Below are 11,933 nucleotides of genomic sequence, written 5' to 3'. Positions count from 1 at the left end.
GGTTCTCCTATGCGGAAGGTGTGTGGCCGTTCTGGCCGGAGCCCGTGCCCGAGATTCGGGGAAGCAGCTGGGCCAGGAGGAGGGTGGAGAGCGCGGAGTCCGACTGCCCCTGCTGGGTGCGTACGACCAGCGGCTGGGGCGCGTTCTCCGCCAGTTTGGCGCCCACGTCGAGGCGCTTGCGGGCCAGCTCGTACTGCAGCACGGCCCGGTTGTCCCGGTACGACTCGGCCAGCCGGCGCAGCGCCTTGGCCTCGTTCTCGGCGGCGGTCAGCTCGGCCCTGCCGCGCGCCTCGATCTCCCACGTCACCCGCTGCGCCTCGGTCTCCTGCTCCTCCAGCATGCGCGCCACGTCCTTGCGCGCGGTGTTGTGGGCGGCCTTGACCTCGACCACGCGGGCGTCACGGGTCTTCTTGGAGCGCTCGATCTCCATCAGCAGGGTGTCGATGCGGCGCTTGCGGGTCAGCTCCCACTCGCGCTCGTAGGCCGACATCTCCTTGGCCACCTTCTCCCGGGTGGACAGGTGCTGCTGGTACTGGTCGGGCAGCTGGACGTCGGGGATGTTGGCACCCGTGATGCGCACGCCGTACCTGCCGAGCTGGCGGTTGAGGGCGTCCTGCATGTCGCCGACGTCGGAGCCGCGCAGGTCGTACGCGCGCTCGGTGTGGACCCTGCGGCTGCGCTGCCTGATCGCGTCCTGCACCGCGCTGGAGAGCACCAGGTCGAAGTTGCCCGCGCCGATCGTGCGGACGAACGCGACCGGGTCCACGATGCGGAACTTCAGGAAGAACTCGATCGACTTCAGCGGCACGTTCTCGGCCGTGGGGCAGGCCACGATCGGCGCCGAGTACGGGATCTCGGTCGAGGTGTCGACGACCGCGTCCACCCGGTCCCACGGCAGCCAGAGGTAGTGGCGGCCAGGGGGCAGCGTGCTGGTGATGGCGCCCCAACGGCTGCGCACGCCGGTGGTGCCCTCCTCGATCTCGATGATGGCCTTGCGCCACATCATGACCAGCGCCAGGGCCAGGAAGACCAGCGCCGCGAGCGCGGCGATGACCGTGAGGTCGGTCAGCGCGGCCATGCCGGCGCAGTAGAGCGCCAGGAACACCAGCGCCATCCAGGCGAAGCCGCGGCGGTCCTTGGGGATCACGACGGGGACGAGCTGGCCCTGCTCGCCGCCGCGCAGCAGCTGGCGGATCTCGCCCCAGGAGGCCAGCGACTCCTTGATCTTCGAGAATTCCCTGCTCATAGGTCGCTCACCAGCTCCTCATTCGCTCCGCGGAGTGCCTCGTTCCTCGGCCCTCCACTCCGCTCACTGCGTCGGGTTCGCTCCCTGCTCATCGGTCGCTCAGCTCCTCATGCACGCGTCGGTTCGGCTCTCTGCTCACAGGAGCTCACTTCCCTGGGCCCGGCCGCCCGGCAGGAGGCGTTCGACGGTCCGATCGAGCTCCGGGTCGGGCTCCGGGGCCTCCACGGCCTCACCCACGTCGGCGGCGGCCTTCTTGAGCAGGGCGACGATCTCGTCCTCCCGGCCCGCCACGCGCGCGCCGATCTCGTCGAGCCTGGAGCGGATGGCGGCCATGTCCTCGGGGGAGAACAGCACCGCGCCCTTCCCGCCCACCAGCTGCTGCGCCAGGGCCAGGAAGTCGATGTCGGTCTGCTCGCCCACCTGCACCACCTGCGGCAGCCGGGCCGAGACGGACTCCAGCTTGGTCAGCAGGTCCTGCTGGAAGCGGTAGTCGAGGATCTCGGGCGCCTCCGCTGCCGACAACGCCCTGATGTCCAGGGCCTGGGCCTCCAGGAGCGCGGCGTTGGCGTTGGCCGTGGACTCGGCCTCGACCAGCCGCTGCCTGGCCTGCGCCGTGGCCTGGTGGGTGGCGCGTTCGAGCGCGGTGTCCATGCGGGCCTGGTAGCCGGCGATCTCGGCCTGGATGGCGCTCAGCGTCTCCTGCAGCCCGGCCAGCTCCTTGATCAGGTCGCCCTCGTTCTGCTCCTTGCGCAGGTTCAGCTCGTACTCGTAGGTGTAGGCCTCCTTGGCGACGCGGACCATCTCGGGGGCCGCCAGGTCCATGCGGTATTCCTGGCTGGAGGGCTCGGCGTGCGTGATGTTCACGTCGGTGAGCCGTACGGCGGGCAGGAACTGCTGGTTGAGGCTCTCCAGCATGCCGAGCGTGCTCTCGCCCACCAGGTCGTAGATCTCCTCGGCCCGCTGGGCGTAGATGAGGGAGCGGGTGACCTCGCTGATGGCGTTCTGGAGCTTCGACTGGAAGCCGCTGACCGAGCCGAGCACGAAGATGAACTCGGCCGGGTTCTCGATCCTGAACTGCAGGAACAGGTCCACGCTCGCCTTGACGCCCTGCTGGGTCGGCGCTTCGCTGATCGGCGCGTTGAACGGGTATTCACGTGTGGTGTTGACGATGTAGCTGACCCGCTTCCACGGGTTGAACAGCGTCACCCGCCCGGGGTCCGCGATGTGCACCAGCTTGCCGAACTTGGTGATCAGCGCCTTGCAGCCCTCGGGCACCATCACCACGCTCCGCCGCCACCACAGGAACACGGCGGCCATGACCAGCACGAACCAGTAGTGCGGGCCGAAGATCAGGTCGGTGTTGGGGATGACGTTGCCGAGGGCGCCGATCAGGCCGAGCACCACGAGGATGACGAGGGGCACGAGCACCTTCGCGGTGCTGCCCTTGGGGATCACCACAGGCGAGATGACGTGCATGCCGTTGTCGGCGAAGCTGCGGTTGACGATCTCCCCGGCCTCGTTCAGCGACGCCGTCCTGGCCTCGATGAGGGTGCCGACGGAGGCGCCGCCGTCGCGGGCCGCCGCGAAGTCGTGCGGGTTCAGCGCGAAGCCCCGGGCCTGGCCCTGTCCGCCCAGCGGCCCCATCTGGCCGGCGAACTGTTCTGCGGCCTGACCCATCGCCTGGCGTACGTCACCCCCTTGCGCCACCGCTTGGGCGATGCCCTGACCTGCTTGGCGTAGTGCCTCTCTGGGACGTGACATTGGACCTTCCTTTTCCGCTACAGGCGATTCCGACCGTATCGGGAATGACTTACTGTTCGCTTGCAATGCGGCGTCACATGTGTATGGCTGTTCGTAGCAGGTGTGCTGCTCATGTAGTGGACGTGCTACGTCGGGGATGGGCGCAAGGAGTTCGATGAGCGAGACCGTCTACAACCGCATCGCGTTGCTGCGCGCGGAGCGGAACGTGACCCGCAGGCAGCTCGCCGAGGCCCTCGGAGTCCACTACCAGACCGTCGGCTATCTCGAACGCGCCGAGTACAGCCCCAGCCTCTACCTGGCGCTGCGCATCGCCGGCTATTTCGAGGTGCCCGTCGAAGTGGTCTTCTCCACCAGCCCTTTCCCCAGGATCGGCGAGCGGTCCGCTTGACGTTTTCTGTCGGTCCGGCCGCCTACAGTGGGCACCATGCGACCGGTCACAGATTTGCAGCGGAAGGTGGCGCCCTTCGAGGTCGTCACCGAGATGACTCCCTCCGGCGACCAGCCGACGGCCATCGCCGAGCTGGAGCGCCGCGTCAAGGCCGGGGAGAAGGACAACGTCCTGCTGGGGGCAACCGGCACGGGCAAGACGGCCACGATCGCCTGGCTGATCGAGCGGCTGCAGCGGCCCGCGCTGGTGATGCAGCCCAACAAGACCCTGGCCGCGCAGTTCGCCAACGAGCTCCGCGAGATGTTGCCGAACAACGCGGTCGAATATTTTGTCTCCTACTACGACTATTACCAGCCTGAGGCTTACGTCCCGCAGAGCGACACCTACATCGAGAAAGACTCCTCGATCAACGACGAGGTCGAGCGCCTGCGCCACTCGGCGACCAACTCGCTGCTCACCCGGCGCGACACCATCGTGGTCGCCTCCGTGTCATGCATCTACGGCCTGGGCACGCCGCAGGAATACGTCGACCGCATGGCCAGGCTCCGCGTCGGCATGGACGTCGACCGCGACCAGCTGCTGCGCCGCCTGGTCGACATGCAGTACACCCGCAACGACCTCGCCTTCACGCGGGGCACCTTCCGGGTGCGCGGCGACACGATCGAGATCATCCCGAAATACGAAGAGCTGGCCGTGCGCATCGAGATGTTCGGCGACGAGATCGAGAAGCTCTCGACCATGCACCCGCTGACCGGCGAGGTCATCACCGAGGACGAAGAGCTCTACATCTTCCCCGCCTCCCACTACGTCGCGGGGGAGCAGCGCATGGCCGCCGCCGTGGCGGGCATCGAGGCGGAGCTGGCCGAACGCCTGTCGGAGCTCGAACGCCAGGGCAAGCTGCTGGAGGCGCAGCGGCTGCGCATGCGCACGACGTACGACATCGAGATGATGCGCCAGATCGGCACCTGCTCCGGCATCGAGAACTACTCGCGCCACATGGACGCCCGCGAGGCCGGCAGCGCTCCCAACACGCTGCTCGACTACTTCCCCGAAGACTTCGTCCTGGTGCTCGACGAGTCCCACCAGACCGTGCCGCAGATCGGCGCCATGTACGAAGGCGACGCCTCGCGCAAGCGCACGCTGGTCGAGCACGGGTTCCGGCTGCCGTCGGCGCTCGACAACCGGCCGCTCAAGTGGGAGGAGTTCCTGGAGCGCATCGGGCAGACGGTCTACCTGTCGGCCACTCCGGGGCCCTATGAGCTGGGCCGGGTCAAGGGCGAGGTCGTCGAGCAGGTCATCCGCCCGACCGGCCTGGTCGACCCCGAGATCGTGGTCAAGCCCACCAAGGGCCAGATCGACGACCTGGTCCACGAGATCCGCGAGCGCGCCGAACGCGACGAGCGCGTCCTGGTCACCACGCTGACCAAGAAGATGTCGGAAGACCTGACCGACTACCTCCTGGAGCTCGGCATCCGGGTCCGCTATCTCCACAGCGAGGTCGACACGCTGCGCCGCATCGAGCTGCTGCGCGAGCTGCGCACCGGCGAGTTCGACGTGCTCGTCGGCATCAACCTCCTGCGCGAGGGCCTCGACCTGCCCGAGGTCTCGCTGGTGTCGATCCTCGACGCCGACAAGGAGGGTTTCCTCCGGTCGGAGACGTCCCTGATCCAGACCATCGGCCGTGCCGCCCGTAACGTCTCCGGCCAGGTCCACATGTACGCCGACAAGATCACCCCGTCGATGGAGCGGGCGATCGACGAGACCAACCGGCGCCGGGCCAAGCAGATCGCCTACAACGAAGCCAACGGCATCGACCCGCAGCCCCTGCGCAAGAAGATCGCCGACATCCTCGACTCGCTGCAGCGCGAGGACGCCGACACCGACCGGCTGCTCGGCGGGGGCCGTCAGCAGTCGCGCGGCAAGGCGCCGGTGCCGGGCTTCGCCGCCCGGCAGGCCGGTCAGCACGCCAAGGCCATCGCCGGCGACATGCCCAGGGCGCAGATGGAGTCCCTGATCGACTCGCTGACCGAGCAGATGCACCAGTCCGCGGCCGACCTGCAGTTCGAGGTGGCCGCCCGGCTGCGCGACGAGATCAAGGAGCTCAAGCGCGAGCTGCGCGACATGCGCGAGGCAGGCGTCGAATAACGGGGGCGGTCACATCCGGGCTTCCTCCCGCAGAAGGGCGGCGAGGGTGTCGGGGTCGGCGGCCGTGACGCCCTTGGCGGCGAACCAGGTGGCGACGTTGCGCGCGTCCCGGTCGAGGAACGACGGGCCCGCCGGATGCGCGATCACGTCCACGATCTGCGGAAGGTCGATGATGACCAGCCTGCCCTCGTGCACCAGGAGGTTGTACGGCGACAGGTCCCCGTGGGCCAGCCCTTCCCTGGCCAGGGTGACCATGGCCGTGACCAGCTGCTCCCACAGGTCGTCCAGGTCGTCGGACACCTGGGCCAGCCGCGGCGCCGCGAAGCCGTCCCGCGTGCCGACGAACTCCTCCAGGATCTCCGTCCCGACGATCTGCACCGGATGCGGCACCGGCACCCCGAGTTGCCACAGCCGGCACAGGGCCGCGAACTCGGCCACCGCCCACTGGGCGGCGATCACCTGCTTGCCGAAGGCGGTGCGGTTGGCCATGGCCCGGTTCATCCGGCTCTCACGGGTGCTGCGTCCCTCCAGATAGCCGGCGTCGCGGTGGAACAGGCGGTGGTCGGCGGATCGATAGCGCTTGGCGGCCAGCAGGCACTCGCGGTCGGTGCCGGGCACGCCACGCGAGATCAGGTGGACGTCGGCTTCCTTGCCGGTCTTGAGCACGCCGTGCTCGGTGTCGACGGCGGCCAGTTCGGTGACCAGCCAGTCGGGGTAGGGCCGGGGGCCCTTCTCGGTGGGCGTGCTCTGGTCCCAGGTGGACCAGCGATCACCTTCGGGAGGGCCGTCGTCGGGCCCGGAGGAGGTGCCCGGTGAGATGCTCGAGGAGGTGCTCTCCAGCCAGGCGATGTCGTCGGCGTCGAGGGCGTACTTGCCGCGGCGGCGGTGTTGCGAGTGCTTGGGCACGGTGGGAATGCTCCAGAAGTGAGGCCCACCGGCTCGTCGGTCAGATCAGCGAACGCCCGGTGGGAAGGTGTGAGGACGCGGAAGCCGGCACGCGAAAAATCGTCATCACGGTCTCACCCTCCCTTCGCGTCGCGGCGATCAACTCGCCCCGAGTATGCCGGTCCACCCCGAGCGCCGCAACCGAATAGGCGGCCTGTCGCGATGCGGGCGGATGCCGCCGGCGTGTGCGGGTGGGGCAGGATATCGCGGTGCGGTACGGCCGGATGGGCGTGTACCTTGCGGGCATGCGACGGTGCGGTGAGTGCGGGCAGTGGGAGCCGGCCGGGGCCCATGGTTGTGCCCGGTGCGCGCGTCTGGTCGACGAGATCGTGGAGGAGGGCTGGCGGGCCTTCCTGGAGCGCGAGTTCGGCGCGCCCGAGCCGTCCGGCGAGCGGCTCGTCGCCGAGATGGTCGTGGACGAACCGGACCGGCATGCGTGGCGCGTGGTGGACGCCGCGTACGACCGCCTGACCTGCACGGAGTGCGGCGGTCGGCTCAGCAGGGGCCCGGCGGGGTGCGCCCCCTGCGACCTGGCCAACGGTTTCCGCTATGCGGCCATCGAGATCGACCGTCCGGGCGTGCCGCCCGGCAACGAGCACGCGCTGCGGGTCAACGTGGCCGTGACACGCCGCCCGTACGGGATCTCGGCGTCGGAGGTGCTGTTGCGGCGCCTGTCCCTGCCCGTGCTCCTGGACGGCCGCCTGCCCACCATTGAGCAGGCTCAGGCCACCAAGGCCATGGTGGGCAAGGGCGCTGGCGAGGCGGAGCTGGCCGCGGTCATCTTCGGCGACTGGCGAACGGACCCCTAAGCGGGCGGCCATGTGAGGGCGAGATCGACGTCCACGTCGAACCCGATGTTGGTCTGCAGCCGCTCGCGGTGGATGCCGGTGGGGACATATGTCCTGGTCGTCGGCTCAAGCTCGAACGTGTGAACCAGCGGCAAGCCGTTCTCCTGCTCGATGCGCCAGAAGTGCTTGATGCCGGCGTTGGAGTATTTGATCGGCTTGGTGGTCCGGTCTCTTTCCCCAGACTCCTCGGACACGACCTCTGCCACGAGATGCACATCCTCCGGCTTGAACGACGTGGTCGCCGGGCCGATCGCCGACTTCCTGACCAGGAGGACATCTGGTTCCGGCCGCTGGCGCGGACCCAGCGTAACCGTCATCTCGCGAACCACCGCGAGCCGCGGTGGCGGCTTGAGCGAGATCTCGAACATCCGGAGCGTGAGCATGTGGAAACCGGTCTGCGGCGGCCTCATGATGAGTGAGCCGTCGATCAGCTCGACGTGCCGGGGCGCGTCGGGGGGAAGGTGATCGAGCATGTCGGCGGTCCAGCCGCCGGGAGGGCCGGGATAGAACCATTCCGGGAGAGCCGTGGTCACCGGTAGGCCTCCTCAGTGAGCATCGCGCTGAAGCGACCATGGTGCCACGGTAAGTGATCACTCGGGCCGGTTCCTGCGTTCCTCCATCGTGCGGCGGTAGAGGTCGTCGATCTCGTCGAGCGGGTCGGGGTCGCGGCGCCGGGCCTCGATCTCCAGGTCGGTGCGGGAGGTCAGGTCGGCGATGCCCGACGCGGTGTGGTGGACCTGGTCATTGAGCAGGCCGGTGCGTATGCGGGCGCACGTGGCCGTCAGCGTGGCCTGGTGCTGCCTGAGCCGGTCGAGCGTGGCGTGGTCGAGGTAGGGAGACACGCGCTGCTGCTGGGCGAACATCGCCAGCTGCTCGTCGTGCGTGTCGACGTGCTTCGTCAGGTCGGCCATGATCCTCGGCAGGTCGCCCAGGCCCCATCCCTGGCGCTGGGCCTGGTCGACGGCCTGGCGGGTGAGGGACATCTCGCGGCGCAGGTCGAGCCGGAGGCGCTCGACCTCGGCGGCCTCGCCCGTGCCCATCGCGTTGACGTGCGTGGCGATCCGCGTCGTGGCCTCCCTGGCCTTGACGGCGGCCTTCTTGCCCAGCTTGACCAGCACGTAGATGCCGACGCCGCCCAGCAACAGGAGGAACGCCAGGATCACCAGGGCGATGAGAAGGATTTCGCTGATCTCCGCCACCTCCTGTCGGGGTTGTTGATGTGAAGGATAGTCCGGCCGGGCGGGTCTGGGGCGCTTGGCCGGAGCCGCTCTTGATCGATCAGTTTGGCCTGTGTTTCAGCGTGATCTGGCGTGGAACCCCGGGCGTTTATTTACGCCCGGGAGGAAACGACAGCGCGGGAGGGCCTCCAGGCCCGAGCAATGCTCTGACAGCCAGTCTGTGTGGGTGGCTCAGCCTGGCCGCTTCTGATTCCCGATGTACTCCTTGATGATCGGCAGGGGTGGCCCGCCGCAGGACGCGGAGACATACGAAGGGGGACCAGAGCCGGCCACCCCATAGGTACCGGCGGATGTGGACCGCAAACTCCTTGCGCAGCGCGGATATCGGGTTGAGGTTCCCCGCGCTGTGACATGGACCTCTTGATAGTGTGTTCGATCGTGAAACTGGTGGTGCAGGTGAAGCTGCTGCCGACGCCGCAGCAGGCGGCGGCGCTGGAAGCCACTCTGGACGCCGTCAACCGAGCGGCGAATCTGGTCGCGGCACTGGCGTTCCAGCGCCGCTGTTTCCGTAACTTCGATCGGCGCAGGCACGCCTACGATCAGATCAAGGCGGAGTTCGGGCTGGCGGCCCAGGCCGCCCAGCATGTGATCAAGAAGGTCGCCGACGCCTATCGCACGCTGCACGCCAACCTGGCCGCCGGGAGTCTGGGAGGGCCTGGATCCCGCCGTCTCAAGGCCGAAGCCAAGCCGGTCTCCTTCCGGCCGCTGGCGGCTCAGCCGTATGACGACCGGTGCCTGTCCTGGCAGCACGAGGCGCGGACGGTGTCGATCTGGACGACCGGCGGCCGGCTGAAAGGGGTGGCCTTCACCGGCTCAGAGGAGCACCTGGCGCTGCTGGCCGCGCACCGCCGTGGCGAGTCGGATCTGGTGTGCCGGGACGGGATGTGGTTCCTGCACGCCACCATCGAGGTCCCCGACGTTCCGGCCGCCGCGCCGGAGGGGTTCTTGGGCGTGGATCTGGGCATCGCCAACATCGCCACCACCAGCGACGGCGTCCGGCGCAGCGGTAGAGGGCTGAACGCGGTGCGGCACCGGCATCGTGCATTGCGCCGCCGGTTGCAGGCCAGAGCGACCAAGTCCGCCAAGCGGCTGCTCAAGCGCCGTCGCCGCAAGGAGGCCCGGTTCGCGGCCGGCACCAATCATGTGATCGCCAAGCAGATCGTGACCGAGGCGGAACGCACCGGGCGAGGGATCGCTCTGGAAGACCTCCAGGGTATCCGCGAGCGGGTACGGCTTCGCAAGCCCCAGCGGGTCACGCTGCATGCGTGGAGCTTCCACCAACTCGGGAGCTTCATCTCCTACAAGGCGGCCCGGGCCGGGGTCGCCGTCATCCACGTCGACCCGTCCTACACCTCACAGCAGTGCTCGCAGTGCGGGCACGTGGACCGGCGCAACCGGCCCGGCCAGGCCACCTTCTCCTGCACGTCGTGCGGCTTCGCTGAGCACGCCGACGTCAACGCGGCCCGCAACATCGCCTCACGCGGTGATACGGGCTGGGCAGTGAGTCACGCTGCCTGACGCGGACCAGACCGTGCACCCCATGTACGGCGAGGAGCTGCAAGCTCGGTCGTTCACTCACGGCCGAGAAGCTGACTTCACCATCGGCATCGGTCGCCGGGCGGCGGGTCACGCCTGCCGGCGACGCGACCAGAGGCATTGTGCGGCAGAAAGGAACAGGGCGGTGCTTGAGGACAAGGTTGTGATCGTCACTGGTGGTGCGCGGGGGATGGGGGCCGCGACAGCGCGGCGGTGTGCCGCGGCGGGGGCGCGGGTGGTTCTCACGGATGTGCTGGTCGACGAGGGTACGGCCACGGCCAAGGAAGTGGACGCCCGGTTCATCGCCCACGATGTGCGCGATCAGGATCAGTGGGCGGCGGTGGTCGCCCAGACGGTCGACGAGTACGGGCGAATCGACGGTCTGGTGAACAACGCCGGCATCGCCACCATGCTGATGATCGAGCAGCAGTCGGCCGAGGAGTTCGAGAACGTGCTGCGGGTCAACCTGCTCGGCGTCTTCCTTGGTCTCAAGGCGGTGGTGGGGCCCATGCGCGAGTCGGGTGGCGGCGCGATCGTGAACCTGTCGTCGGTCGCCGGCCTCAGCGCCCTGCCCGGCACGGGTGGCTACGGCGCCTCGAAATGGGGGGTGCGCGGGCTGACCAAGATCGCGGCGCTGGAGTTCGGGCGGCACCGCATCCGGGTCAACTCCGTGCATCCCGGGATGATCGTCACAACGATGACCGAGCCGCTCGGCGCGGTGTCCGGCGACGGCACCTTCCCCCTGGCCCCGGCCGGGCGCTGGGGGGAGCCGGAGGAGGTCGCGGAGACGATCGCCTTCCTGCTGTCCGACGCGGCCTCGTACGTGACGGGGGCCGAGCTGGCCGTCGACGGAGGGCTGACGGCGGGGGAGGCCGCGCTGCTGCTCCGCCCCGACAGAAGCCGCATGGAGGGGAACCGGCAGGACGAGGGCCCGCGGGACGGGAACGGGCCGGACGAGGAACAGCCGGAAGGGAAGCGGTAGGCCGATGCCGTACGCCGACGTCGGGGAGGATGTCCGGCTCTTCTACACCGATGACGGTGACGGGCCGCCGTTGCTGCTCGTACACGGGTGGGGCGCCGACTCGCACCAGTGGTCGTGGCACATCGACGCGCTGGCCGCCCGGCACCGCGTGATCGCCGTCGACCTGCGCGGCCACGGTTACTCGACGGTTCCGGCGACCGGCAACACGCCCCGCGCGATGGCCGGCGATCTGCACGCCCTGCTCGGCGACCACCTCGGCATCCCGCGGGCGACCGTGGCCGGGCACTCGATGGGCGCCCAGGTGGTGTCCATCCTCGCCGTCGACCATCCCGGGCAAGTGCGCGGGGTCGTCGCCGTCGACCCCGGCTACGGCATGACGGCGGACGTCGCCGCCGGTTTCCCCCAGATGATCGCGGGCCTGCGCGGCGAGCACGCGCACGCGGTCGCCGAGCAGATCGACGAGTGGTGCACGAACGCCGCCACCCCCGCCGTCATCAGGCGCTGGCACAAACGCCGGCTGCACGCCATGCCGCCGCACGTGCTGGCGGAGGCGTTCGAGGCGATGTTCACCGGTCCGGACGCGATCGGGGTGCGGCCTGCCTCCGACGACTATCTGGCGCGCAGGCGGTGCCCGGTGTTGTCGATCTGGTCGGATCCGGGCCGGGCGCGCTGGGAGGCCGGGCTGATGAGCGATCCGGCCTCGAAGGTGGTGTGCTGGGAGGGTTCGAGCCACCGGCTGCACGAGGAACGGGCCGCCGAGTTCGTCCACCTGGTGGAGGGGTGGGTGGCCCGCCTGCGCACGTGACCGGCCGGTGACGGGCCCGCTGGCCGGGCCGGGGCCGGG

General features: G+C 69.1%; 11 protein-coding genes. 6 read left to right on the top strand and 5 right to left on the bottom strand.

The annotated features are described in order from the left end of the window. Nucleotides 1-7: 7 nt before the first annotated feature. Entirely contained in the window at nucleotides 8-1,246 is a 1,239-nt protein-coding gene (locus ABGA98_RS28380; protein ID WP_347621460.1) for an SPFH domain-containing protein, read from the bottom strand. 135 nt (nucleotides 1,247-1,381) lie between these two features. Beyond that, entirely contained in the window at nucleotides 1,382-3,007 is a 1,626-nt protein-coding gene (locus ABGA98_RS28375) for an SPFH domain-containing protein (protein WP_347621459.1), read from the bottom strand. Nucleotides 3,008-3,161: 154 nt separating this feature from the next. On the opposite strand from ABGA98_RS28375, the gene ABGA98_RS28370 reads away from it, so the two are divergent. After that, nucleotides 3,162-3,395, top strand: a complete 234-nt coding sequence (locus tag ABGA98_RS28370; RefSeq protein ID WP_347621458.1) for a helix-turn-helix transcriptional regulator — start codon at nucleotides 3,162-3,164, stop codon at nucleotides 3,393-3,395. Nucleotides 3,396-3,431: 36 nt separating this feature from the next. Next, on the top strand, nucleotides 3,432-5,540 hold the full coding sequence (uvrB, locus tag ABGA98_RS28365; RefSeq protein ID WP_347621457.1) for an excinuclease ABC subunit UvrB: 2,109 nt from the start codon (nucleotides 3,432-3,434) through the stop codon (nucleotides 5,538-5,540). Between the two features lie 9 nt (nucleotides 5,541-5,549). Here the strand turns inward: uvrB and ABGA98_RS28360 are convergent, their stop codons facing one another. Next, complete coding sequence (locus ABGA98_RS28360) at nucleotides 5,550-6,446, bottom strand: RIO1 family regulatory kinase/ATPase (RefSeq protein ID WP_347621456.1); 897 nt, start codon at nucleotides 6,444-6,446, stop codon at nucleotides 5,550-5,552. A 284-nt stretch (nucleotides 6,447-6,730) separates the two neighbouring features. Between ABGA98_RS28360 and ABGA98_RS28355 the strand changes: the two genes are divergently transcribed. Continuing rightward, nucleotides 6,731-7,294: a hypothetical protein gene (locus ABGA98_RS28355; RefSeq protein WP_347621455.1), complete on the top strand. Its 564-nt coding sequence runs from the start codon at nucleotides 6,731-6,733 to the stop codon at nucleotides 7,292-7,294. On the opposite strand, the gene ABGA98_RS28350 is transcribed toward ABGA98_RS28355, so the two are convergent. Next, the gene (locus ABGA98_RS28350) at nucleotides 7,291-7,866 is read right to left on the bottom strand and encodes a Uma2 family endonuclease (RefSeq protein WP_347621454.1); all 576 of its coding nucleotides are present in this window, start codon (nucleotides 7,864-7,866) and stop codon (nucleotides 7,291-7,293) included. The genes ABGA98_RS28355 and ABGA98_RS28350 overlap by 4 nt on opposite strands. Before the next feature lie 57 nt (nucleotides 7,867-7,923). Further along, the gene (locus ABGA98_RS28345; protein ID WP_347621453.1) at nucleotides 7,924-8,532 is read right to left on the bottom strand and encodes a hypothetical protein; all 609 of its coding nucleotides are present in this window, start codon (nucleotides 8,530-8,532) and stop codon (nucleotides 7,924-7,926) included. A gap of 417 nt (nucleotides 8,533-8,949) precedes the next feature. Here ABGA98_RS28345 and ABGA98_RS28340 point away from each other — a divergent pair, with 417 nt between their 5' ends. From ABGA98_RS28340 to ABGA98_RS28330, 3 genes are all read left to right on the top strand, one after another. Continuing rightward, nucleotides 8,950-10,089: a transposase gene (locus tag ABGA98_RS28340; protein WP_347621452.1), complete on the top strand. Its 1,140-nt coding sequence runs from the start codon at nucleotides 8,950-8,952 to the stop codon at nucleotides 10,087-10,089. A gap of 163 nt (nucleotides 10,090-10,252) precedes the next feature. Then, complete coding sequence (locus tag ABGA98_RS28335; RefSeq protein WP_347621451.1) at nucleotides 10,253-11,089, top strand: glucose 1-dehydrogenase; 837 nt, start codon at nucleotides 10,253-10,255, stop codon at nucleotides 11,087-11,089. Between the two features lie 4 nt (nucleotides 11,090-11,093). Continuing rightward, nucleotides 11,094-11,894, top strand: coding sequence for an alpha/beta hydrolase (locus ABGA98_RS28330; protein ID WP_347621450.1), 801 nt, complete (start codon nucleotides 11,094-11,096; stop codon nucleotides 11,892-11,894). Nucleotides 11,895-11,933: the final 39 nt, after the last annotated feature.

The organism is Nonomuraea sp. B1E8, from assembly GCF_039871515.1.
Lineage (GTDB): Bacteria > Actinomycetota > Actinomycetes > Streptosporangiales > Streptosporangiaceae > Nonomuraea.
This window is presented reverse-complemented; position numbering and strand designations above follow the sequence as displayed.

Excerpts from the sequence above, each read along its gene's own strand:
- ABGA98_RS28355 (WP_347621455.1), top strand. The coding sequence starts at position 6,731 with ATGCGACGGTGCGGTGAGTGCGGGCAGTGGGAGCCGGCCGGGGCCCAT.
- ABGA98_RS28330 (WP_347621450.1), top strand. The coding sequence starts at position 11,094 with ATGCCGTACGCCGACGTCGGGGAGGATGTCCGGCTCTTCTACACCGAT.
- uvrB (WP_347621457.1), top strand. The coding sequence starts at position 3,432 with ATGCGACCGGTCACAGATTTGCAGCGGAAGGTGGCGCCCTTCGAGGTC.
- ABGA98_RS28370 (WP_347621458.1), top strand. The coding sequence starts at position 3,162 with ATGAGCGAGACCGTCTACAACCGCATCGCGTTGCTGCGCGCGGAGCGG.
- ABGA98_RS28375 (WP_347621459.1), bottom strand. The coding sequence starts at position 3,007 with ATGTCACGTCCCAGAGAGGCACTACGCCAAGCAGGTCAGGGCATCGCC.
- ABGA98_RS28380 (WP_347621460.1), bottom strand. The coding sequence starts at position 1,246 with ATGAGCAGGGAATTCTCGAAGATCAAGGAGTCGCTGGCCTCCTGGGGC.